18 protein-coding genes are annotated in these 25600 nt (G+C 39.7%); 5 read left to right on the top strand and 13 right to left on the bottom strand.

All coding sequences use genetic code 11. From position 1 onward, the window contains the following. Positions 1-17: 17 nt before the first annotated feature. From R9C00_16975 to R9C00_16965, 3 genes are all read left to right on the top strand, one after another. Positions 18-1229 carry a DUF4374 domain-containing protein gene (locus R9C00_16975; protein ID WPO33394.1) on the top strand — a complete coding sequence of 404 codons (1212 nt, stop codon included), beginning with the start codon at positions 18-20 and terminating at the stop codon, positions 1227-1229. Between the two features lie 147 nt (positions 1230-1376). Then, complete coding sequence (locus R9C00_16970) at positions 1377-2522, top strand: PepSY-associated TM helix domain-containing protein (GenBank protein ID WPO33393.1); 1146 nt, start codon at positions 1377-1379, stop codon at positions 2520-2522. Between the two features lie 221 nt (positions 2523-2743). Continuing rightward, positions 2744-3718: a carbon-nitrogen hydrolase family protein gene (locus R9C00_16965; GenBank protein WPO33392.1), complete on the top strand. Its 975-nt coding sequence runs from the start codon at positions 2744-2746 to the stop codon at positions 3716-3718. Between the two features lie 63 nt (positions 3719-3781). Here the strand turns inward: R9C00_16965 and R9C00_16960 are convergent, their stop codons facing one another. The 8 genes from R9C00_16960 to R9C00_16925 form a co-directional block, all read right to left on the bottom strand. Next, positions 3782-4849: a chemotaxis response regulator protein-glutamate methylesterase gene (locus tag R9C00_16960; protein WPO33391.1), complete on the bottom strand. Its 1068-nt coding sequence runs from the start codon at positions 4847-4849 to the stop codon at positions 3782-3784. A 17-nt stretch (positions 4850-4866) separates the two neighbouring features. Then, on the bottom strand, positions 4867-5181 hold the full coding sequence (locus R9C00_16955) for a chemotaxis protein CheD (protein ID WPO33390.1): 315 nt from the start codon (positions 5179-5181) through the stop codon (positions 4867-4869). Positions 5182-5588: 407 nt separating this feature from the next. Further along, a complete protein-coding gene (locus R9C00_16950; GenBank protein WPO33389.1) occupies positions 5589-6437 on the bottom strand; it encodes a CheR family methyltransferase in 849 nt (282 codons plus the stop codon). Between the two features lie 122 nt (positions 6438-6559). Beyond that, the gene (locus R9C00_16945) at positions 6560-8287 is read right to left on the bottom strand and encodes a methyl-accepting chemotaxis protein (GenBank protein WPO33388.1); all 1728 of its coding nucleotides are present in this window, start codon (positions 8285-8287) and stop codon (positions 6560-6562) included. Between the two features lie 23 nt (positions 8288-8310). Further along, positions 8311-9606 carry an alginate export family protein gene (locus tag R9C00_16940; protein WPO33387.1) on the bottom strand — a complete coding sequence of 432 codons (1296 nt, stop codon included), beginning with the start codon at positions 9604-9606 and terminating at the stop codon, positions 8311-8313. A 152-nt stretch (positions 9607-9758) separates the two neighbouring features. After that, complete coding sequence (locus R9C00_16935; protein ID WPO33386.1) at positions 9759-10265, bottom strand: chemotaxis protein CheW; 507 nt, start codon at positions 10263-10265, stop codon at positions 9759-9761. 4 nt (positions 10266-10269) lie between these two features. Next, positions 10270-12294, bottom strand: coding sequence for a chemotaxis protein CheA (locus R9C00_16930; GenBank protein ID WPO33385.1), 2025 nt, complete (start codon positions 12292-12294; stop codon positions 10270-10272). Then, complete coding sequence (locus tag R9C00_16925) at positions 12281-12682, bottom strand: response regulator (protein WPO33384.1); 402 nt, start codon at positions 12680-12682, stop codon at positions 12281-12283. The genes R9C00_16930 and R9C00_16925 overlap by 14 nt, the downstream gene beginning before the upstream one ends. A 430-nt stretch (positions 12683-13112) precedes the next feature. On the opposite strand from R9C00_16925, the gene R9C00_16920 reads away from it, so the two are divergent. Both R9C00_16920 and R9C00_16915 read left to right on the top strand, forming a co-directional pair. Next, a complete protein-coding gene (locus R9C00_16920; protein WPO33383.1) occupies positions 13113-13484 on the top strand; it encodes a VOC family protein in 372 nt (123 codons plus the stop codon). 134 nt (positions 13485-13618) lie between these two features. Then, complete coding sequence (locus R9C00_16915; protein WPO33382.1) at positions 13619-14911, top strand: hypothetical protein; 1293 nt, start codon at positions 13619-13621, stop codon at positions 14909-14911. 40 nt (positions 14912-14951) lie between these two features. Here R9C00_16915 and R9C00_16910 read toward each other — a convergent pair whose 3' ends face one another. From R9C00_16910 to R9C00_16890, 5 genes are all read right to left on the bottom strand, one after another. After that, positions 14952-15308, bottom strand: a complete 357-nt coding sequence (locus tag R9C00_16910) for a hypothetical protein (GenBank protein WPO33381.1) — start codon at positions 15306-15308, stop codon at positions 14952-14954. A 28-nt stretch (positions 15309-15336) separates the two neighbouring features. Continuing rightward, the gene (locus tag R9C00_16905) at positions 15337-15774 is read right to left on the bottom strand and encodes a hypothetical protein (protein WPO33380.1); all 438 of its coding nucleotides are present in this window, start codon (positions 15772-15774) and stop codon (positions 15337-15339) included. A gap of 113 nt (positions 15775-15887) precedes the next feature. Further along, a complete protein-coding gene (locus R9C00_16900; GenBank protein ID WPO33379.1) occupies positions 15888-16130 on the bottom strand; it encodes a hypothetical protein in 243 nt (80 codons plus the stop codon). 95 nt (positions 16131-16225) lie between these two features. Continuing rightward, the gene (locus R9C00_16895; GenBank protein ID WPO33378.1) at positions 16226-22507 is read right to left on the bottom strand and encodes a LamG-like jellyroll fold domain-containing protein; all 6282 of its coding nucleotides are present in this window, start codon (positions 22505-22507) and stop codon (positions 16226-16228) included. Positions 22508-23149: 642 nt separating this feature from the next. Then, positions 23150-25561, bottom strand: a complete 2412-nt coding sequence (locus R9C00_16890; GenBank protein ID WPO33377.1) for a TonB-dependent receptor — start codon at positions 25559-25561, stop codon at positions 23150-23152. Positions 25562-25600: the final 39 nt, after the last annotated feature.

Genomic DNA, 25600 nt, shown 5'->3' with positions numbered 1-25600 from the left:
TTTTAAAACTCAATCAAGTGAAAACAATTATTACTTCAATTAAAAACATAAGCTATTTAGCATTGGTGTTTTCAATAGTTTTTATATCCTCATGTAGTGATGACGACTCGCCAATGTTGCCATCTGATGATGAAAACTATAGCTATCTTGTTGCACCAGCACTTGAGTCTGCTGACCTGTACCCAATGCATCCGGTTACTACATTGCAATCTGGAAGTGCTTCTATTTACGATGCTCAAGAAATTCCTGACGCTCCTTGGAACGTATTGGTCAATGGAAAAGATGGTTTTGTGTATTTGAACTATGACGGTGTTTTATCAAAATATAGTGTTGATGGTCAAGGAGTATTGAAATCTGAAGGAGCTATTTTAGGGCTAGGAATTAGTGGAGGTCCTTTGTCAGCTTTTACAAATGATACTGAAATGCTTGTTTCTACAGGGATGAGGGCTAATGAAACAGGAGTGTTTTCTTATCAGGTAATAGACACAGACGGTATGACAGAGTTGTCTACTGGAAACTTTACCGTACAATTGGGCTCAGGTGAAAGAGCATCATTGTCTGGTTATATATACAAAGATGGTAAAATCTTTGTCCCATATATCCATTATGACGCGAAATGGTCATCTCTTCCATTTGCTCCCCTTCAAGTTTATGATGCAGCCACTCTCCAATTAGAAAAAACAATCAAAGATGACCGAACTGCAGGTTTGGGCCTTAGTGTGGTAAGCTCTCATGGTATTGATGAAAGTGGAAACCTGTATTTAATATCTTGCCCTTCTAACTACTGGGGTGCAAATGAAAGTTTGCCTTCTGGTCTTTTGAGAATAAATGCAGGAGAAGATGATTTTGATTCGAATTACTTCTTAGATCTTTCAAGCAAGTTTAATGGAAATCACACTGCTGGGTTCTTGTATGTTGGAAACAACAAAGCAATAGTACAGGTATTTAGAAGCGATTTGATAGAAGAGTACAGTGATTACCAGTGGGACTTCAATATCGAGTATTATGTGGTTGATGTTGTATCTGGGGAAACCGAAAAGCTTAATATTCCACTTGCAATGTACCCAAGGAATGCAATGACCATTACTCGTGACGGCAAAGGTGCTATAGCTGCTACTACTGCAAATGGAAGTGCTATGTATATTTATGATGCGACTACTGGGACGCTTTCTACTGGGCTAACATATTCAGATGTTGATTATATTGAAGGGGTCGTATCCTTTAGATAAATTATTTATTCAAGACTCAAATTGATGAAGGCTTGCATTCCAACATCTTCAAAGTTAGTGGGATAAGCAAGCCATCCAATAAAAATCACACATTCATTAAGGGTGTGTGATTTGATTTTTTTCAACCCAACCCTGTGCTTTTTTTCGATGAAGAAACAAATAAAGAAGATAATTCTAAACATACACCTTTGGCTGGGACTATTGACAGGATTGGTCATTTTTATAGAAGGGATTACTGGGGCAATCTATGTGTTCTCTCTAGAGATTTCAGAATCAGCCTATAAGGATAAATATACTCTTTCTTCTTCAGCTGTTACTGTTGAACCCTTGCCTTTGAGCCAGCTTACAGTCAAGGCCCGTGAACTAATTGAAGAAGACGTTCCGCTCTTGCGTATTTATCGTCGGAATACTTCTGAATCTACAGTGGCTTTTGTGTTTCAGAAGCTAGACCCTGATGCTCTTTTTTATAATAGCTACATGCAGTTTTTCAAAACAGTTTACCTCAATCCCTATAGTGGTGAAGTGGTGGAAATTGAAAATACAAAATGGGAATTTTTCAATGTTATTATGTGGATGCATATGACGTTGCTGATGTCCTATGACTTGGGAGGGGCGATAGTAGCTTGGGCTGTTTTGGGTTTTGTTGTTATGATGATCTCTGGCTTAATACTTTGGTGGCCAAAAAACAAGAAATCGAGGAAAATGAGGTTTTGGTTTACTTGGAAAACTGGCTTCAGTGGAAAAAGAAAGGTATTTGATCTGCATACAGTTTTAGGCTTCTATATTTTATCCTTTGGACTTATCATTTCCATCACAGGACTTTTTTGGTCATTTCAGTCTTTAAATCAGGGTGTTAAATGGATTGCCGATGGAGGAAAGGTAATTGAGCGGCCCTTGCCTAAAGTGCCAGATACTGTAGAACTCTCAAATCAAGAACCTTTGGATAAGGTTTATCAACATATGAGAGTCCAATCACCCAATGCTGATTCCTATGTTATAAAAATGCCAAGGAAGCCAGAATATCCATTTGTAGGTAGGGCGTACTTTTCTCATGCTACATTTTATGATCGAGCGGTATATTATGCCGATTCTAAAACTGGCCATTTACTTAGAAAGGATGAAATGGACGACCTAACAAATGCTGAAAAAGTTGTAGGAATAAATTATGATATCCACGTTGGCTCTATTGGCGGATTGTCCACCAAGGTGCTGGCATTTATCACCTGTTTGATCATATCAAGCTTACCGATTACTGGGTTTATTATTTGGCGAAATAAATCGTATAGAGTATAGACTTTTTTTCAATAAACTGGTAAGCGGAAGTGCCTGCTACTAAGTTGTCCATCGGCTATTTACCCATTGTTCAGTAGTGCTTGTTGCGGGGCTTTACTTTTTGAGGAGCAGCAGGACATTGTAGGATAGTAGGAGGGAGATTCCCGATCAGGTCAGGAATGACACGGATTAGGGAGGGAATGATTGATCTAACCTTTTACCTTCCAAAACTTCCCTTATTTTTGCCCAAAAAGCAACCGACATTCTACATCACCGCATCTATGAAAACACAACTCAACATCGCTATCATACAGAAGAAGCCCAAGCACCTCGATTTGCCGACGAGCTTGGAGTTACTCAAATCGTACCTCAAAGAAGCTAGTACCAAGGGGGCGGAGCTGATCGTTTTTGGGGAGACATGGCTCACAGGCTACCCCGCTTGGCTCGATTCCTGCCCCGAGGTGGCGCTTTGGGACAACCCTGCCATGAAGGAGGTGTTTGCCGAGCTCTACCTCAACAGTGTGGAAGTGCCGGGCAAGGAAATCCAAGAAATATGTGCCCTAGCGGCAGAGCTAAAGGTGACCATCTGCATAGGGGTGAACGAAATAGTGAAAAATGGGGCGGGGAACGGGACTATCTACAATGCCGTGCTGATAATTGGCAGCGATGGAACGCTCAAAAACCATCACCGCAAGCTGATGCCGACCTTTAGCGAAAAGCTGGTGTATGGAATAGGCGATGGGCACGGGCTCAATTCGGTAGATACGGACTTTGGCAAGCTTGGTAGCCTTATTTGCTGGGAACATTGGATGCCGCTCACCCGCCAGGCAATGCACGAAAGCGGGGAAACGGTGCACATCGCTCTCTGGCCCAATGTACACGAACGCCTCCAGCTCGCCAGCAGGTCGTACGCCTTCGAAGGTCGCTGTTTTGTGATAGCCGTTGGGCAAATCATGTACCAAGAGGATGTTCCTTCTCAACTTACGTTGAACAAAGACTATATCCACAAAAACGGCTTGCTGCTCAACGGTGGTAGCTGCGTAATTGGTCCTGATGGCAACTTCCTGCTCGACCCTCAATTCGATACCGAAGATATCATTTATTATACCATAGACGATCTGGGCAAGACCATAGGCGAGCGCATGGCACTGGACGTAACAGGTCATTACAACCGAAAAGATGTGTTTGATTTTAAGGTGAACAAGGAGAGGAAGTGACTTGATCTAGAAGCTGTTAGGAAACATGCCTATAAATTTCTTATGGCTTCTTACATTTTCCACTTATCCAAAAATTGCATTGGAAATGTTTTTGAGAGGGATAACTTTTTTTGCAGCATTGATTCTTATGGCTTCTTTGGGCATTCCAAAAACCACAGAAGATGCTTCGTCTTGAGCGATTGTATCCGATCCACTATTTTTTAGTGTTAAGAGTCCTTTTGCCCCATCTTTTCCCATGCCTGTCAGTATGATCCCGATGCAGTTTTGCCCCACATAGCGTGCTGCCGAGTTGAATAACACATCGACACTTGGGCGGTGTCTGTTCACGGGTTCATCGTCAGAAAGCTGCACGAAGTATTTTGCACCGCTCCTTTTTATGAGCATATGTTTGTTGCCAGGGGCAATCAATGCTTGCCCGCGGAGCAAGGTGTCCCCGTTCTCCGCTTCTTTTACTTTTATATTGCAAATGTCGTTCAGCCTATCGGCAAATGATTTTGTAAAAATTTCCGGCATATGTTGGACTATGGCAATGGCTGGGGTATCGTAAGGAAGGGTGGTGAGTATTTCTTTCAAAGCTTCTGTTCCTCCCGTAGAAGCCCCTATAACAACCACTTTTTCAGTGGTTTTGATCATGCTACTTTGGTTGGTAGAGATGTGTTCAATAGCAGGGTGTGCCGACGTATCTTTTTTTATTGGAAAGCTCTTTTTGGCTTTTTTGATTTTAGCTTCAGCAGAAGCTTTCACTATATCTATAAGATGTAACCTGCTGTTGTTCTTCGGGTCGGAAATAGCTTTTATGGTAGGTTTCTGGATCACTTCAACTGCTCCTAGTTCTAGGGCTTTTAAAGCAGTCAGGCTGTTTTTTTCTGTGAGGCTGGAGATGATGACGACCGGAATGGGCTTTTGGCTCATCAGTATTTTTAAAAATGTTAAGCCATCCATCTTTGGCATCTCTACATCCAGTGTAATTACATCGGGGATTTGCTCTTTTATAATCCGGGAGGCAAAATAGGGGTTTCCCGCAGCTCCAATTACTTCAATGAGAGGGTCATTGCTGAGTATTTCTGATAAAAGTTTTCTGACCAGCGCTGAGTCGTCTACTATGAGTACCTTTATTTTTTTTGAGGGCATCTGAAAATGCTTTTGTATTAAATATATTTCATGTAAACATCTCCGGTAAAGGTATCAAATACTACTTTTCTACTTTGGATACCGCCCACTTGTTTGACTATTATTTTAGTTTTTAGCTCTTTAAGCATCACCTCTGCAATTACACTATTTCTTTTTCCTATATCATATATAGAATTTGGGCTTTCTTGTCCCCCAAATATTTTTGCTATTATTTTTTTTCGGTTTGCGCCTAGCCTTTCCATTCTGCTCACCATTTTCACCGTCGCAATATTTCCATATTTTGGGCACGCTATTCCTTCCCCGTTCCACTTGGGTAGCATAAAGTGGTTCATTCCCGATATTTTCGTTGTAGGGTCAAATAAACATATAGAAACACAAGTACCTAAAACAGTAGATATTTTAAACTTTCTGCTAGTTACAAAAAACTCGGAAGGAAGTAGGAAATGAGTGTTAGGTTTTTGATTCTTTAGAAAGGGGTTGTCTATAAAGAACTTACCCAAGTTATCATTATTGGTATTTTTGGATGCGTAGATCATAGTGTCTGAGTTTATACTTATCAGTTTAATTATTTAACTTTTGTATAAAGTAAATAATTATGGCTTGCTGGATTTTTGGTTGTGTTAGGCGCAGCTCTTGCTATGCTGCTTAGATTACACTATACTTTAACGATACCTTTTGGGAATGCTTTTAACCGACAGCTGCTTCCTAAGTAGTGGGTATGTGATATTTCTTTAAATAATTATGTTTTTTGATATGTTGTATGAGCTAATTGTTGCAATGGCGCATTAATACCGATTATTGACTCAGAATGTCCAAGAAAAAAATAGCCTCCTTTTTTTAGTCTATTGCATAGTTTCATGATGATTTTTTCTTGGGTAGGCTTATCGAAGTAAATCAAAACGTTTCGGCAAAAGATGATATCATAGCTAGCAGTGGAAGGGTAACTGTGTTCTATCAGATTATGTCTTTGGAACGTTACCTTGCTGCGCAACTCTTTGGTAACCCTTACTAATGACTTGCTTTTTTCTTTGCTTTTTAGGAAATACTTCCTTTTTATTTCTAAAGGGATTTTGGCGATTCTTTCTTCATTGTAGATACCTAAAAGGCCTATGTTGAGCATCTCAGTGGAGATGTCCGTACCCAATATGGAGTATTTCAAGTTGGTATTATTCTTAGCCAAGTATTCTTCAATGGTAATTCCCAGGGTATAAACTTCTTCACCGCTTGAGGAGGCTGCACACCAGATATTTAAGTTGTTTTGGTAATTAGCAAGGACGTTGTTGGTCATGAAGTCAAAATGAGCGCTTTCTCTGAAAAAATCGGTTTTATTAGTGGATACCCTATCCATCATTTTTACCATTTCGTCATTTTCCTTCTTGTCGATTACTATAGTTAGATAATCTTTGAAAGAATGAAGGTTTAATGCTTTTAATCTTTTCTGTAACCGACTTTCCAGAAGTGTTTTTTTGGCAGGAGGGATGTTTACCCCATACCTTTTATAGATAAATGAGCTCAGTTTGCGGAACTCGGCATCTGTCAGCTTTATACCATTTTGCAGAGCCGAATAATCAATTTTTTGGTTTACCATGTTTGGGAAGTGGCTAATAGAGTGGGGAAGGTCAACAAAAGGAAGGCAAACTATTCAGTAAACTACAGGTGCATACAAGGTAGCTTATCATAAATAGTTTGCATTTATAAGTTAGGTTGAGATTAAAACTTCTCGAAGTCGTTATCCAAGCTGTCTGAATTCTGATCCATTATCAAATTAAATCCATTCGAGTTTTCAGACTCAGAAGGGTATTGGTTACTCTTGTACTGGGCTTGGTTTTTTCTCTTGTTGAAAGCTGAACCTTCAGATGATTGTGAAGAATCGAAATCACCAAATGTATTTTCTTCTTCTTGATCTAGCTTAAAGAATGCAATCGACTTTCTGAGGATCTCAGATTGCCCATTCAACTCTTCAGAGTTGGAGGCTAATTGTTCCGCACTTGCCGCATTTTGTTGAACTACCGTGTTTAGCTGCTGAATGGCCACATTTATTTGGTTTGCTCCTTCGTTTTGCTCAATACTTGCAGCACTTATTTCCGCTACCAGGTTACTCGTTTTTTCTATTTCAGGAACCAATTTGTTCAGCATATCGCCAGCAGTACGGGCTACCTTTTCACTTGTGTTTGAAATCTCATCAATTTCCTTTGCTGCAGTTTGGCTACGCTCTGCTAGCTTACGGATTTCGGAGGCAACTACGGCAAAGCCTTTTCCATGTTCGCCTGCTCTTGCTGCTTCTACTGCTGCGTTCAAGGCTAAAAGGTTCGTTTGGCGGGCAATTTCACCAATGATCGAGTTTTTCCTCACAATCGTGCTCATGGAATCTACTGTTTCTTCCACAGACTGGTTAGAACTTTCCACTTGCTTATTGGAGTTCAATGCAATTCGTTCCGTTTCTCTGGCATTATCGGTGTTTTGTTGGATGTTTGCAGCCATTTCTTCCATTGAAGACGACACCTCTTCTACCGAACTAGCCTGAAGCGATGCCCCCTGTGATAGTTGACCTGCCGAAGAGCTCAATTCTACACTAGCCTTGTTTATGTACTCAGCCCCTTTTTTAACAGTCAAAATGATTTTCCTCTGGTTTTTTGCCATATCATCAATCTTCAAGAGCAAAAACCCTATTTGGTCTTTCCTGTTGTATTTTGCTCTGTTGATTTTTACCCTTAGGTCTCCACCAGAAATTTTATCGACGATAGCCATTGCCTCATTCAGAGGAATGGAAATGCTTCTTTTCAGGTATAGTCCTCCAGCTATAATAAAAACCATTACTACCAATACCATTATCATGGAATTCCTGAAAATTCCTTCGCTTAGTTTTATGCTAGCATTGTATGCATTATCTGCAGATTCGAGGCTGAGGTCGGTGTATTTGTCCATTGCATTCCTCATGGGCTCAAAAGCAGTAACATAAGAAGAATAGTACGTTTCTTCAGCGGTTTTGAAATCTCCCCTTAATATTAAAGAGATAATTTCATTCGAAATAACGCTCAGTTCCCCGTGTTTTTCCCTAAAGGTTTTGTCATGTATATCATATTGATCATATTCCTTCAATTTGGTAAATGCAGAAATATTGAAGAATTGATTATAACGGTCAGAAACCTGCTCTAGGTTTTCTTTTATATCGACAACTGTACTATTGATCTTTGTTGTGTCTTTAAGTTTATATTGAGAAAAGACTTGGGCAATCAGAATGCTAGATTGATACGCATCCCGGTCAGCTTCTATCAAATAATCTATGCTTAGCAAGTTGTCATTATAGATCTTTTCTATCTCAACTTTAAGCTTTTGGGTTTGAAAAGTGGTGTAGACAGCACCTGACAAGGAGATAAAAATAACAAACAGGAAGATTACGACTATCCGTTGGTTTGTTGTCAATTTTATAGAGTTCATCTTAATTAATAAGTTTTAGTGTTTTATTTGTTTGGAACAGTTGGTTCTTTACTTGTAAATAGCGTTGGTTTAGCCATTAGCATAATAGCTGCCCATTGTTGGTACCGTTGGTGGTCGCCTCCCTTCAATGCTTCCATGGAAGGCTGTGCCAACATGGTTGAATAAGAAGCTCTGAAACTCAGATCCTTACTTATTTTTTGAGTGTATTGTAAATCAATTTCGTTGCCCAGACTTTTGTCTATAGCTACCATCGAGTTTTGTTCGTTGGTAGCAAGTAAATTTCCTGCAAGAGCAAAGTTGTGGATTGAAATTTCTAGGGTGGATTTTTCACCAGTTTTGATGAAGACACTGGCAAAAAGCTCTCTCATTCCAGCTCCTTTTGTATTGCTTTCGATATTTAGGAAATAGTCCATATATCCGTAGTAGCGATGTCCATCCCCAAATAATTTATTAAAAGCATTATTTTCGTTGTTGTCTGTGTCCAGCTCATCATTACCGCTAATGAAATTAACACCCAAGACTCCTGTAAGAGTCGAGCTGATTTTATATTTTGGAATGATTGAAAACATATAAGCTCTTTGCTTGAGCCCTACTGGGTTTTTGCCATATTGATAATATGCAGATGCTTGCATATCAAACTTCGAACCGCCACTGCCTACTTTTGCATAAAAGCCGGATGTATACCTAGGGTAAATTTTTTTGAAGTCATCTTCATCTTCATTTGCATCTACAGATGTGAGGAATGAAAGCTGAAGATTATCACTTACCTTTTTATGAGCCCATGCGAAAGCGAGGTACTTATAGTAGTTTACCGTATAAGGAGCTTCTTGGAAATTATTACTTTCGTTGTTGTATGCTGCTCCAGTTTTTACAGACCAACTGTCTTTGTTAAAATGCAAAACAGCAAGGTCATGAGAAACAGCTATATCGTTCCAGTTCCTTTTGCCAAAAATCCTACCGTCGTCAAGTACCATATGTTGGCGACCAGCTTGAACACTGAAATAAGGGCTCAATTGGTATTTCAACCAACCTTCGCTGAGGTTCACATTTCCTACATTCGCCCTTTCTTTGTCCTGACCCCAGATTCTGGCATTTTGAATTCCAAACCGTAGTTCTAACTTGTCTTTTTTATAAGTTGTTATAAGTCTTGTTCGTTGTGAACTCACAAAGGCTGCTTGTTTAGAGCTGTCAAGCATAATTCTAGCTCCGTCACGGTATTCAGATCTGATCCTAAAATCAACATCTACTGTAAACTGGGCACTAGCCGAATACACTCCAATGTGTATTAGGACTACAATTAGCAAAAGTGTTTTTTTCATAATAATGGTTGGATTTTGAGTTGAAGTCAATACTGATTAAAAGTATTATGATATTGACTATCAAAATCTTGTGGGCTATTTTTAGTTTTTTTGTGAAGTGGATGCTCTCATCCTCATTTTTTTTTGAATAAATGAGTTTAAACAAATTTTGCCTAAACCACTGTGGCTTCTTCTTCAGAATTTTTTACCGAGTTGATTTCGTCTAGGGAAAATGCTTTGTCAAGGTCTAGGATCATTAAAAACTCCTCGTCCACCTTCAGTATTCCTTTTATAAACTCAAGCTTATTTTTGTTTTCCAAGCCAGGTGTAGGTTGAATTTCCTTTTCGTCCATCTCCACTACTTCCATTACTTCATCTACCAAAATTCCCATGTGGGTAAGCTCCTTGTTTATTTCTATCAAGATCACCACTATGCAAGTTTCTGTTTTGAGCTCGATAGCAGGAAGTCCAAATTTCAGGCATGTGTCTATTAACGGAAGTACCTTCCCTCTCAAATTAATCACCCCTTTCATATATTCTGGTGCTTTGGGTACATGCGTTATTTTGGACACTTCCAAAATTTCGACAACTTTCTCAACCTCTATCGCGAACATCTCTTTTGAGAGTTTGAAGGATAAAAAAGACTTTAAGTTTTGGCTTATTTCTTCTTCGTAGTTCATGGGTTTATATATGCATTTTTGTTCTTAGTTCTACAAGCTTGTTTGTATCAAGCACAAGTGCTACCGTACCATCTCCTAAAATAGTAGCGCCAGAAATGAAATCTTGGTTTTTATAGAATTGTCCAATAGGCTTCAGTACAGCCTGGTATTCTCCAATAATCTCATCTGCTGTTAGGGCTACTTCTCTGTTTCTGTCCATTACCTTGATAAGTACAGTATGGCCAGTAGGGGAATAGCCATTAAAGGATAATTCCTCGCGCAAGTTGATGAAAGGCACTTGCTCCCCATCTAATACTACAAGGTCGTTAAAGTTATTTTCAAGCTCTTCATTTGGGAGCTCATAACATTTTTTGATGACTTGAACAGGGATAACAAAAAAAACGTCTTTTATCTTCACCAAAAGTCCGTCAATAATGGACAGGGTGAGGGGGACTTTAATTGTGATTTTAGTGCCTTTTCCTGCCGCAGAATCGAGTTCTATCTCACCTTTTAGTTCGTGTATATTTTTTCTTACCACATCCATCCCCACTCCTCGTCCCGAAACATCGGTAATGTTTTTGGCTGTAGAAAAACCTGGTTCAAAAATCAGCCTCATGGTTTCATTGCGTCCCAAATTTTGGTTTTTACCAATGATCCCTTTCTGAATCGCTTTTTCTCTTATAGCATCTAGGTCAAGTCCTTTGCCATCGTCTGTGATGTCGATATGGACATTTGTACCTGAATAATATGCTTCAAATTGAATAGTCCCTTTTTCCGGCTTATCCTGACTTTTCCTCGCTTCAGGTGACTCTATCCCATGGTCAATGCTATTGCGCAGAATATGCATTATAGGGTCTGTAAGTGAGTCTATAAAAGTCTTGTCCAGTTCTGTATTTTCTCCTTTCACTATAAAATCAACATCCTTGCCTAGCGACTTGGAGCTATCCCTTACCAGTCTTCTTAGCCTGCCCATCATGCTTTCTATAGGCACCAACGTCATGTCAAAACTGATGTCCCTGAGTTGGATAATATGCCTGTCCATATTTTCGACCAAACTTTCAAGTTCTGGGATGTGATATTTTTCCGTGAACATGCTCAGGCTTGCCTGGTCGGTGACCAACTCGCTAACCAAATTCATCAGCTGATCAATTTTTTTTGTATCAACTCTGATGCTGCTGGATTTTAGTTTTCCAGTAGTGGCAGGCATAAGGTCATCTGCTTCCTCTGTGTTTTCAGTTTCTTGAGCCTGTAAAGAATCTATAAAAAGCGTCAATGCCTCAACCTTTTCGGCAGGGGTTTTACCATCAATCGATTCGAGGAAAAGCCCAAACTCATCTTCTTCGAATAAATTAGTAGTAGAAATTTGATGGACTTCTATCTCCACATCCGTATCTATGAACATGAAGTAGGCGTCCAAGTCTTCTGCCGATTCTTCGGTAGCCACGTAAACATCCCAATCGCTAATAGTTGATTTATCATCAGTATTTTCCTCCAAATAGTGAGGTGTGATCTGGGACGGCCCTAAATCCTTTATTTCATCAAAAATATTAAAAATAGGATGGGGTGAGCTGTTCGTAAACGTTATTTTTGCTTTTACAAACAGGTAATACGTGTAAGAATTATCCACAGGTTCTTTGGGGAGATCTTTCTTCTCAGCCTCTTTTATGTTATTTGCGACCTCTTCGGAGAATCGGCTAATTTCCTCATGAATTAGGCGATGCTTTTCTTTGTCTTTTTTATTGCTTATTTCAGGATCGACCATAAGACCTTTCAAATGATCGAGGTAGACCAGTAGCTTACCTATAATCTCGCTGTTGCTTGAAAGTGTTCCAGCCCGTATACCATCCAGAATAGATTCTATGTGGTGGGCAAAGTCTCCTAAATATTTGAGGTTGAATATATAAGCAGCCCCTTTAAATGTATGAAGTGCTCGAAATGCTTCTTCTATCAATCCTGAGTTGGCACTCGTCTCATAAGTCAATAATGCCTGTTCAGCAATTTCAAGTTGTTCATTTGCTTCTTCAATAAACAATTTATCATACTGACTCATTAGACTTGCTTTTTTCTATGCAATAGTTGATTTGAGTGATGAAAGCTTCAATTTTATATGGTTTTTCAATCCAAGCATCTAGCCCTGTTTTTCGAGCTTGCTTCATTTTTTCCCTGTTCGTTTCCGAAGTAAGAAGCACAAACGGGATGGTTTTTAATAAGTCATTTTGCTTTACGGCTTCAAGAAGCTCAAAACCATTCATTTCAGGCATGTTATAATCTGATAAAATAAGATCTATGTTCTGATCTGATTCTAATAATTGTTGCAAAGCCTTTTTGCCATTTTCAGCTTCTACTACTTCAAAGCCGTGACATTGGAGGGTGGTTCTTATTACTTTACGTATGCTTTGGAAGTCGTCAACAATCAAGATAGTTTGATGCTTGTTCATTATGAAGTGCCTAGGTTTATGTTGTATAATACTCTGATAACCCCATTTGGAAAATTATATTTTCTTTGAAATAACATATTTTGTATTAGTTGGGTTGTGGGGGTTGTATTTATTGCCTAACTCTATATTTTATTTCATAAATAGTTGATATTCAGTTGTTATAAATTTTGTTGGTGTTTTTTTAATTTTAAACAAAGTGTGTGTGTGGCTTTTTTTAGTGAAATAAAGGCTTAGAATAGTTATGTGTTTTTGTATGCATGCATACCGATTTTATGCAGGTAGGTTATGTCTTGTTTCATGGTATTGAGGACATAGATATTTGATACTTAGAAAAGTTAAGTTATTTGGTTTGATGCTTAGGAAGAAATGCCTTAAATTGTATTATTCATCTATGTATGGAAACATATTTTATCAAGGAGAAACTTTAACAATGAGACTAGGAGCATTTTCAGTGAGCTTAAGCGTAAAGAATATTCAGGCATCGAAAGAATTTTATGAGACATTAGGTTTTGAGGTTTTTGCCGGGGATATCAAAAAGAATTACCTGATCATGAAAAATGAGACTACGTTGGTCGGGCTTTTCCAAGGCATGTTCGAAAACAATATTATGACCTTTAACCCGGGCTGGGATTCGAGCGCAAATGCGTTGGCGGAGTTTGATGATGTGCGAGATATTCAAAAGCACCTTAAGGGGAATGGGGTTAAATTGGAAACCGAGGTGGATGAAAGTACTTCGGGACCTGCGAGTTTCGTAGTGATTGACCCCGATGGAAATCCTATACTAATCGATCAGCATGTGTAGGGGTGTTGTCACAGTGGGGTATGGTGAGCTATCCCATCACTAAAATGTTAAATTTTCAGTTTTTCAGGGAATAACGTGTCGATAGGTGAAAGATGAGTGTCTTTAACATGACGAACACAAGCCCTCATACTACTATGAAACCTATCTACGCTATTCTTTTTCTTCTTGGCCTAGCTGCCTGTACCGATGAGCCCGAAGCGGTAGAGCCAATCTATCAAAAGCCGGCCTCACTTACTTCGGATGTAAATATCAGGTTCATCCCCAAATCCGAATCGATGGTAGATATCCGCTTGGAAGAAGGGGGGATAAAGCGGGGAAAGGTGATTCTTCCTACAGAAGATAGCTTGGTGATAGGCGAGTTCACCGAACAATTGCCCAATAAATTTTACCTTACTGCATCGGCAAGTTTTCAGTTTCCTGCGAAAGGGATTGATCTATTAGTAGAATTTGAGAGGGAAAATAGTGATACGCTTTATAGGTCTTTTTTTGCTGACTACCAGTACTCTTTCGCAAATGAGCTTAAAGAAACTCAACTGGTCGATTTTACTCAGTTCTTAGAATCTTTTGACTTCACTCCCGATAATTGCGTTCTGTTTTTTACCGAAAACCACTCCGATGGTTTTGGAAAACAATCTTTATACCGCCTGAACCTCCAAACATTTGAACAAGAACTGATCAGCGATGCTTTTTCTGGCAGGAATATTCGGGCAGTTTCTCAAGACGAAATAGTTTATACCTCAAAGATGTATAAAAATGAAGTGTTGGAGAGGGACTCTTTAGCTATGTACAGTTTCAATGTTTCCACTAAAAAACATGAGAAAGTAGCTTTTATAAAGGAGTATCAGCACTATTCCCGATTTGTAGATGGGCAACTATTGGCATGGAAAGCCGACAAAACTCCTGATGTGCTGGTCATCCCCAGCACTGGGGAGGAGATCAAAACCACTAGCGCATTTTACTCTTTTTTGAGGTACGATAACCGTGATAACTTGTGGCTGGGGAATCATTACCTCGACCCTAGCACCCAAAAATTGACAAGCCTTCCTCAAACGGATATGCCAGGTTACAGCATTTTGGCTTACAACAACGCTTCGCAGTTTAGCCTTGGTTTGCAGAGCTATCAAGATGAGCGAAAGCAAGTGAAGATGTACGAGGGTAGTGAGCTGGTTTTTGAAGAAGAAAATGCCCAGCGAAAATCCGTCTCCTATGTATATGCGCAGCAGCCCGTGCAAAGTCAAAGTGTTTTCCACCAGTTTTTCCTAGATGGGAATGGGTTGTCCGATGGGTATTATCAGTACGATGAAGCTGAAGGAGAACTTGAGTTGATTCAACATTCGGAAAACCCGGGAAGGGACTTTTGGATAAGCAACCAAAGCTTCATTTCCATCCGCCACGATGGTATTTATTTGATGGAAGTGGAAGGGTAGGAGTGAAAGTGTGTTAAAGAGCCTCTGTCTGCTGATACTACTACTTTCGTGGAAGTTCTTTTTCCACCTCTTTATTAAAAGCCCCTAACCAATTTTCTCCATTTCTCTTTTCAAGATATCGCTCTACAGCATAATTGTAAGAATCTACTTGATTGATAAACCGTTGCGTAACTACACAACCAGCCATGGTTTTAAATTGAAACCCAAATTGCTTGGCAATAGGATTCAATTCTTCATCTGTACGTTCTACAAACCCATACGTTAAAATTTCAACTTTTCCTTTACTGATATCTGAAAGAGCGGTGAAGTAATTTATACCTGTAAACAAGCCGAATTTGTAATATCCAAAGGAGGCTATGATTAAAAGGAAGATGGCTATGATTACGTATTTTTTCATTGAGATGAAGTAGTTTTTTGTTCTGGAATTAGTCTTTTTGATAAAGGTATTCATAAAGCTGGCACATTATTTCTACCGATTGTTTTTGCTTAGATAGCTCAATTATTTCTTGGGGATCAAAAGCGGTTTCTATATGTTTTTTATAGCTTTTTAAAGTTGACAAGCCAAGATCTAAAAGTGAGCAAACTTCATCTTCTGATTCTCCATCTTTTATCAGCTTCAAAGCCATTAAGTGTTTCCCGTTTTGTGTCTTGCTTGGCTTGGTAATAAACCGCCAATTTTTGAAAATGTAGTTGAAACCAGCAGCTTCTGCTTTATTATCACCATTGATGAAATAATTGATCCTTTTCAAAGAAAGTCCAACTCTTGGAAAACTAAAAATGGTTTTGTCTTCAGTAATTTCCTTATCGATGAGTTCAATAGTATTGGTTTGAAAAACATTGATTTTTCCAATAAGGACATCCATTACTTTTAAAGGACCATCAATTCTTTCTCCACTATATTCTAAAGCACGAATCAATATACCGCCATGATACCCATCTTGATTTATGGTGATATCTATTCCCGCCCCATGAGCTCTCAGGAATCCTGTTTTGTATCAATATGGTTCACTGTTTTATGTTCATGTGCGAAGATGTCAAGAGGGTTGTTTTTCCCATCCCGATTTAAGTAGAATTCGATTCCCACTATTTGAAACTCTTCCTCATTTACCTTCAAGGTTTTTTGATTGATAAGGTTGATAGCAATTTCTTCAAAACCAGAATCGTAGTTTTTTTTAGCGATGATCTCGTCTATTTTTTCGGTAAGGTCGAAATGTGACATTCTTGCAAGGGTTGATTTGTAGCAATATACAAAAAAGAGGCTGTCTCTAACATGAGACAGCCTCTATCTGTTGAAACTAACTATGTACGATCTAGTTACTCTTTGAGAATCTTCTTCACAGCATGCATATTTTCACTTTGTACCTTTATAATATAAAGCCCTTCATTTAAGGAACTTAAGTCTATAGAATTGGTGCTCTGTGAAATAGTCCTCTGCCATACAATGTTTCCAGAAAGGTTGATAATTGTTACCAAAGCTTCAGCTTCCAAATTAATGGTTAAGTTGTCCACTACTGGGTTGGGATAAATTGAAAATACTTTACTATCAACTTCTTTTTCCAATCCAATTCGGGAAGCAGCGTTTTCAGCTACATCGAAAGGTTCTACCCCATAGATCAAATCGCCTTTGTAGTAAACCGTTATTTTATTGTTGCTTACATAGCTGCTAGATGCATTATAAGAATGATCGTTTGTTTCGTCAAATGCAGTCCAGTTAGATTTGGCTATGCGGTATTGAATTGGTCCAGAGCTGCTCAACGGATAAAATATGCCGAGTGTAGAATCCATACTTATTTCAAAATACGTGTCAGCATTTTGGGTTACAGAATCCAGCTTTACAAACTGGGCATCAATCCCATTTTTATTCAAGTAAGAATAATCTATCCAATAATTCAGTTGTTCTTTTCCTTCCGATGTAAACCAATATCTCATAGATAAGTCATCGTATTGCAGAGCTGTATTACCTTGATTCTCTATTTCAACATAAGTGCTCATGGTGTTAGAACCGCCGTTTATAGAGAGTGATTTCACTTTTATTAGTTGTTGAGGAGCTGTCATAGCGGGCTCAGTGCCCCATATCAACTGACCTTTTCGGTAAACTGTTATATGATCATTTAACTGATATGAACTTGCCCCTGTTTGATAAGAATAATCGTTACTCTCGTCTAGTTGCTTCCAGTCGGTATTAGCTATCATACTTTGGATAACCCCTGTGCCATTAATAGGATCAAGTACGCCTGTTCCACTATCAAAACTGTATTCTACATAGCCTAGCGCATTATCACGCGGTTCTTCCAATTCAACATACGCTGCATTTACCTGATTGCCTAACTCCGCATAGTGAATATCAACCCTTGCCCCACTAAATTTTTCCATTGTAACCCAGTACCTCACTGTAATTTCTTGCAAGTCAACGCTTACCTCGTCATTATTGACAAGCTGGATATAAGGCTTAATGGTATTGTTGTTTTCACTATTGTCGGCATCCATGTATAATGCCTCCATAGCTATTGAGTTTACGGTAAAGCTTTGTACCGACTTGGCGGGAAGGTATTCCTCATTACCCCCTTGCTCGGCTGCTATTTCTGTAACTCCAACACCCATTATACGAACAACTCCCAGCGTATCTACTATTGCCACACTCGAATCGGAAGAGCTGTAAGCAACTTTCAACTCGGCACTTGAAGCCGCACTCAACGTAAAATCAGAGTCGCCAGCATGCATTGCAGATATTGCCTCAAAGGTGATAACTTGAGGTGACTTTAGCTCTTCTAATAGTTCTGTTTCGCTTAATGCATAGTTATAAATCTTAAAATCATCTAACACACCATGCAAAAAAGGATCTGGCCACTGAGATTTACCTATATAGTTTTGTGGAGTAATACCTAAATCGGCAGGAGTAAGTGGGATTTCGGTGTTCACTGCTACAACTTCTCCATTTAAATACAAGCGAACAGTATCTTCTGATTGTGTTACAGCAAAATGCGTCCAAGTATTTAGCGGAAGAGTATCGAGGTAACTAACGGAATATTCTTCCCCTCCATTTTTGATGCCGTATCTTACAGTTGACATGCCATTGCTGCTACTTGCCTGAGGTGTCAAAAACATGTAAGAGGATGTGCCAGAACCAAAATCAAAAATACGCATCCATCTATTTAACTCATTCACTTTCACCCATGAGGAAATGGTAAAGTCATTCAAGGTACTCACTATTCCTTCTTCCAATTCAATATAAGATTCCTTAGAATTGTCTAAGGCTATTGCATTGGTCAGGTACATTCTTCCTGCCTTCCACGATGCATCATTTCGTAAGTGACCCTGGTAAGCGCTCCACTTATCTTTCACCAAGGTTCCGTTGTCTTCTTCAAAATCAAAATAGGCGTGTCGGCCTTCAACAGGTGTTGCTTGCAGTGCATCAGACATAGGACTTTGGCCAGCTTCATTGTAAGCTACTAATTTGTAGAAATAAGTTGTTGTGTTATCTACATCAGTATCTACATAATTTAAAGCATCCAATCCCGATACAATTTTTTCAAACTCGCCTTCTTCCGATTCAGCACGATAGATATCATATACAACATCGTAAGCCAAGTCCCAATCCAATGTGATTTTCGAATCTGCCGAATAAGTTGTAAACCCTTTAATTTCAACAGGTACAGACAATTCTGCTGGAGCTGCGACTTCCGCAATTTCCGCCTCGCTTAGCGCATAATTGTAAATCTTAAACTCATCTATTGCTCCGTTTAGAAGAGGGTCTGACCACTGCGATTTACCAATAAAATTGTCAGTAGTAATTCCTAAGTCAGAAGGGCTCAATAAAAACTCAGTGCTTGTTGTTACCAATTCTCCATTTAAATACAGGCGAACAGTATCTTCTGATTGTGTTACAGCAAAATGCGTCCAAGTATTTAGCGGAAGAGTATCGAGGTAACTAACAGTATATTCTTCCCCTCCATTTTTGATGCCGTATCTTACAGTTGACATGCCATTACTCCTACCTGCCTGAGGTGTCAAAAACATGTAAGAGGATGTACCGATACCAAAATCGAAAATACGCATCCATGTACTCAATGACGTTAATTTAACCCATGTAGCTATAGTAAAATCATCCAATGTATTCACTACTCCTTCTGGCAATAGGGCATGAGCATCGTTTTCACCAGTCAAATTCAACGCACCAGCATAAACATAGCCTCCTACACGATCGGCATCGCCTATCAATGTAGCATGGTTGCCTCCCCAAGAGTCTTCGGCAAAAGTACCTGAAGCTTCATCAAAACTCACAAAAAGATGCTGACCAACCACTGGCTTTCCTTCTAATGTTTTAGAAAGTGGGCTTTCGCCTAGCTCATTATAAGCCAGTAGCTTATAGTAATATGTTTGCCCATTTACTACAGCAGAATCGATGTAGTTAGTGGTGTCTAATACAGCAATCAATGTATCGTATGGACCACCCTCGGTTTCAGATTTCAGGATTTTATACATAGCATCATACCTAAAATCCCAGCTCAGCGTAATCCGCGAATCTGCAGAAGCAACTCTCGGGTTGAGCACACCTTTGGGAGCAACTAACTTCAACGTTTTTACTGCAATGGTATCACCGTTTTCGCTTTCACCCGCCGAGTTCAGTGAAGATATAGTATAGAAATAGGTAGTATCTGAAATCAACTCTTCATCCAAATAAGCAAATTCTGTCGTTCTTGCTAAAACAGTTTCAAAAGAACCGTTTTTATCTAGCGAACGCTTTAGATTAAAAGAGCGAGCCTCGTCTATTTCGTCCCAAGTCAATTTGATTATAGAAGAAGAAAGCACTTCTGCCTGAAGCATAGGGGCTGCTGGATTTGTATCACGAATTACTTCTACCGTATTAGAGTAGGCTGTTTCTCCTCCAATTCCTACTGCCTGAACCCGGTACGAGGCTTTGTCATACACACTGTCTCCGAAAGCAACCTCTTCTCCTGGTACATAATCGGTCAATTCTTGTACAACGACAAAATCAGCGTCCAGTCCATCTATTTTTCGCTCTAACTTATATTTTGAACCCATTTCACCATTTACATCTCCCCAATTCAGCGTTACCTTGAAATAGTCGTTTTCGTTGATAGTACTGGTCAAGGTTGGAGCTACTAATGCCCAAGTATGGATAAATTCTTTAGCGGGATCGAAGGCAAAATCAGATTTATTGGCTGCGTAATATTCTCCGGCTGGTGTAAGCGTATCGGCTAGCACCATCGCTCGCTTGTCCTCCACCCAGTCGTAAATTGCATAACGCTCAACGAATGAAGCAGTATCCAACACATTGAGAATCCCTCTCATGTCATTGAGCTGTTTCTGGAACTGGGCGTCTTGAGCGTCTGGCCAATATTCCGAAGTCCAGTTGGCTCCATTATTCCATTCTGTAATCCAGAGTGGGCGTTTGAATCGCTCATGCAATTGTTTGAGGCGTGAATACCATTGCTCAGGTGTAAGTCCTCCCCAATAACAGTGGATAGCGGCAAAGTCTACCCTATAGTTCAATTCTTCACATCGATCCAAAAATGTTGGCAACCAATTATTGAACGGGTCAGCAGGAGCAGGAGAGCCAATCCGCATGCCCGAATTCATCATCTCAGGCCATATTTCGATAGCTTCTTCTACAGTCATGTCTGCTTGGTCGGGGCGATCGGGCTCATTAAATCCCAACAGGTGGTTTACTCTTTCCTTATTATTGATTGCATCCCACGATGGCCAACCGGCATTTTGTCTTATGGTAGCGTACTGGTAATCATCTGAAGAATTCCCACCAATATTCCAGTCATAGTACCAAGTACAATTCAGCTTAGCAGGAGACCAACCCGCTTTTCCTTTTTTACTTACCCAGTCCCACTTAAACACGCGAATGAACGACACAGCTCCATTCAGCCCTTTTGGTAATTCGGTCACTTCAAGGTCTTCATCATTGGCTATATATACTCTACTAAAGCCAGAGCCATCGGAGTTACTTGCAAAAGTGGCCATATAGCCTCTTTGAAGCTTAAAAGAACCGATATTATTATCAAATGCGCCTAGGTCGGTATGGAAGGTATCTATTTCGTAGGTATTCGACATTCCTGATAAGCCTGTATTTGTAAATACCTCTAGGGCTTGGGTAGAAGTTTGGTTACCATTGGGTATAATTGCTGTTCCGTTTTTATAAATGGACATACGAACATTTGGATTGTTTATAGCACTCATACCATTGATAGTCACTTTGTCAAGCCAATCTTCAATGACTTCTGCAGGGCTTATGTTGTCGAAAAATAGCCAAGCATCTGCCGAATTTAACGATACAGATGAATTTACCAATGGGGTATATTCACCGGTAAGGTGCAGATCAGTTTTGCCAGATACCACAAAGTTGGTATTAAAAGTAGTAGGGTAATAAACTTCTTTACCTGTAACAATTACATCTTGTTTCATACCAGTGGTGATAGTAGCAGGTGCATACGCTCCATTTTCAAAGCTAGCCGAAGCTATTTTCATATCTACATTTCCATCTGGATAGTTTTTCCCAAAAATCAACCTTGGCTCTATGTTTATTTCATTTACAGAAAGCTCACTTATGGCATACAATGCCCAAGCGCCTGTGAAAGTTAGGTAATACGTTCCTGCCTCTTCAGAGGTAAATGAGAAGTTGTCGCTTTTAAGGTTTCTTGTTCCCGAAGAATAAAATACATTAGAGGCAATCGCGTCATTAGGGTCTGTAGTTTTTCCTATACCAACATTTATATTTCTAGAACCTGTAGCATTTGCCCAAAAAGCATGGAGCATGGAAAAATTATATACCGTATTAGCAGCCAATGTTACCGGATAGGTGTAAACTGCATCGTTAAGTGAGTTATTGTCCCACCGAATAAACATGATCCTTCCCGCATACACCTCTCCGTTGTAAGTAAGTGGGGATGTGTTTTCATCATAATCGAGGTATCTCACTCCGCTTCCGCTATTTGCCGTATTGAACATATCTACAGTTGTGCCCTCTAATCCCCAACCGTAGTCGGAAGGTCTGCCCGAATTATCAGAACTTGTACCTGCCCAGTCGGTAATTAAACTTGATCCCAAAAGCCCCCCAGGTAATTCATTACTTTCTTCTCCATTGCTTATATCATAAATGGTAGAAACCGGAAACGTTTGCAGATATACACCATTCTGGTAAACATGAGCCATTTCATTTTCTACAGCCACTCTAACAGTATAATATTCATCTGAACTTGTACTGGCCATTTCAATAGAGGAAGAAAGCGATGATGTCCAATTGAGCGTTTGCTCGTCCAAAGAAACTCTGAAACCTTTGGCAATGGAATTTCTTCCTTCTATGTCCATACCACGCCCCAAAGCCTGATTTACTTTAGTTACTACTTCAAGCGTATAACTATCACCAAGCTGCAAAGGGAGGGTCAACGTATCTACTTGAGTTGCACTTAAAAAATTCTGGTTGGTGAATAATGTTTGAGCCAAGCTATCTTTTTCTGGCAAATTAGGCGCTTGTGACATGGCTTTCTGGTAGCTTGTTGTGTAAAGTACCAAGGATAGGAGCAATACCATTTGGCATTGCCTCCATTTTGTAAGTTTTGATTTCATTTTCAAATTATTGATTATGTTAAAAATTTTGTATTTTGTTATTGTTTGGTTTGTTAGTTAAAGTGTATTTACAACAATTATTAATATTAAGGACTGCATTTTTATAAAAACAGACTACGCACGTGTAATAAAAATTATTAGCACATCAGCTTAAGCCGTAGCATTTTATCGAGATGGAATCAATATTTTATATAAAAAGCTGGGGGATATGTTATTGGTTAGTAATTTGAGATTGGTGGATATAGGTTTTTGCAATATTATGGAAGGTATGATTAGTTTGATTACCTAGTTATGATTATTCCATTTTTCGAAAACTAGAGAGGGGTATGATCAACCAAGCAGGTTTTTTTCTGAGCATGTTGTTGATTGGGGGCAGTTTTTTGATACTCTCTTGTACTGATTTGAGAATCCTATTAGAGCTTGTCCGCTTTTGCGGGAGATTCCATAATTGTAGCAAAGATGTTACATTCTTAAGCTACAATCCTGCTAGGTGTTGTACAAATGAACTTTATACCCATTTTATGCAACACCTAGCAGGATTGTCTTATCCAAATTAACAATACTACAATTATGAAACCCGTAACCGGGTTTTACCAAGCTTTTGTTTCAATACTTTGGTCTTAAGGTATATTGTCAGTTCATCTACCACTTATACTTCAGCCCAAGGCGCAGTACTTGAGTCTCGTAGAAGTTTTCATAAATGGCTCTGAAGCCGTCTCCTGTCAATTCCTGCTTGATGCCAAATTTGTTGAAGATGTCGGAGGCGGAAAAGATAATTTCCCCTTTTTTATCCCAAATTGTCTTTTTCAAACCGATGTCGACCGAGGAGCGGGCAAATTGCTTTCCTTGGGGAATATTCTTCGCTGCATAATAGATAATAGTCACTTGCGCTTCCAAGTTGTCCCGAAGTTTTATCTGATTATTGAGCTTTGCATCCCATGTGTTGTCCTCTGTTTTTTGGATTTGGAAAGGTCTTTTGTAGGGAAACAAAACCTCGCCTTCGTAAGCTTCAATGGTATTTATGTACCAGTTAAAACTTCCCGTCATTTTCCAGTTTTCTCCAATCTCTTGGGAGAGAAGAACCTCCACGCCCGAGTTGGAGGCATCGCCCACATTTTGGTAGACCTTATTAATGATATTGTAATCGGCATTGGAAGAATCGATGCTGAAAATCCTCAAAAAATGACTGTCGATCATGCGGTGATAGCCTGAGAAATAGACTGAGCCTGTTTCCCAAAAATGTTTGTACGCAAGCTCAAATGTTTGGGTAAACTGAGGGCGGAGGTAAGGGTTGCCGACTTTCATCAATTCTGGATCATCGTATTTGGGGAAAATCCGCAGTTCGGGCTCTCCTGGCCGATCTACCCGGTTGTTGTAAAAAGCCGATAAGTTGTTGTTTTCGTCAATTTTGAGCGTGAAACGGACGTTGGGATAAAGCTTGAAATAATCGTAAGAATCGTTCTGGTCGTAATAAATATTCTCTTCGGGCAGGTTGTAAAATACATCCGTTTGCTCTGCTCTCAAGCCAGCTTCTACATCGTACTTTTCTTTTTCTAGTACATAATTGAAGTAAGCGGCATAGATATTTTCTCCCCATTCCGACCAATCGCCCAGCCCAGGATAGATCACCGAATTTTCACCCTGACCAATATCATAGGTAAGGGGCAAGCGCCTGATTTGTAGCTTTGTTCCCGCTTCAATTCTACCATTGGCTAATGGTTTTACATAGTCGATTAGGAAAGGGATAGTGTGCTCGGTAGCCACCAAATGTGTAGTATCTTGCGATTTGCGGATGATAGAACTGTCGTTCAGAAAGTACGATTCATCTTCCCAGCCTCGTGTATATTGCAAGCTAAGGTTGAGCTTATGGCCTGGCTGCTCGAACTCGTGTTTGTAGTCCAGCTGGAAGTTGAGGTAACCTGTTACTTCCGCTTCCCTCCAGTGCCAGTAGCGATACCTTTCCGCATCATTTCTTATAAAAGGCACTTGGGAGGTGTCGGTATGTTGCTCGTAATCGAAAACCGTGGAAAAGGTCAGGCTGTTTTGGTCGTCAATATTCCAATCTAAACCCGTTTTTACAATGTACTGCGTTTGCTTTCTGTTTTCGGGGACTTGGGAAAAAACAGTGTTGCCATCGTCATAAAACCGAGTGGTGAATTCATTGTTAGGAAGCTTTTCTTGGATAAGTACTTCCGACTGCAAAAAGAAGTTGATTTTAGAGCTGTTGTAATTGGCACTCAAGCTCGGAATCACTTTTGGGTTGAAGGAATAACTGCCCAATTCGGTAGGTAAATCCTCTTTTCTTTTCCCCAATTGACCAACTCCTAGGGCAAGTCCAACCTCTCCATTAAAGCCTTTTTCCAAGTCTTTTTTATACACAATATTGATGACCCCCGCCATGCCAGCAGCATCGTATTTTGCCGAAGGGTTATTGATTATTTCTATTTTTTCAATATTCGCCGTAGGGATGTTGTCCAAGCCTTTTTGGTTGCCAAAGCCTGTAAGGCTCGATTGCTTTCCATCTATAAATACTGCCACTCGGTCGCTTCCTCGTAGCATTACCTTACCTTCTTGGTCTACCGTGATGCCTGGCAATGCCCGTAGAGCATCGAGCACCGAGCCTCCCGTTTGGGCAAAATTATCGTCGAGGGAAAAGGATTTTTTATCAAGCCCTGCCGCTATGATCTCTTTTTTTCCCTCTACCGTTACTTCGTCCAGTTGCTGGGAAGAAACCGATAGTTCAATTTTTCCTAAATCATAGATATCATTTTTCCCACCGACTATCAAGTCCACCTGTTTGGTTTCGTAGCCCAAGAAGGAAAAACTCAAATTGTATTTGCCTTTTGTGAGGCCTGTTATTTCGAATCGACCATTTTCACTGCTCAGCGTGCCCGAGAAGTAGGTGCTGTCTGGCAGTGTTTTTACCAAAACGGTTGCAAAGGGAACAGGTGCTAGTGAATTGCCATCAATGATTTTGCCCGAGACATTTGCCAAGTCTTGGGATGCGCAGGTGAAGGAAATAAGAAATGTACTAATAAAAAAGAGTGTTTTCATCGGGTAGGTTTGGGTATAAATTTGACTTGTTCAAAAAGG

The organism is Flammeovirgaceae bacterium SG7u.111, from assembly GCA_034044135.1.
Taxonomy (GTDB): Bacteria; Bacteroidota; Bacteroidia; order Cytophagales; family Flammeovirgaceae.
The sequence above is the reverse complement of the archived record's forward strand: the minus strand, read 5'-3'. Positions and strand labels throughout refer to the sequence as shown.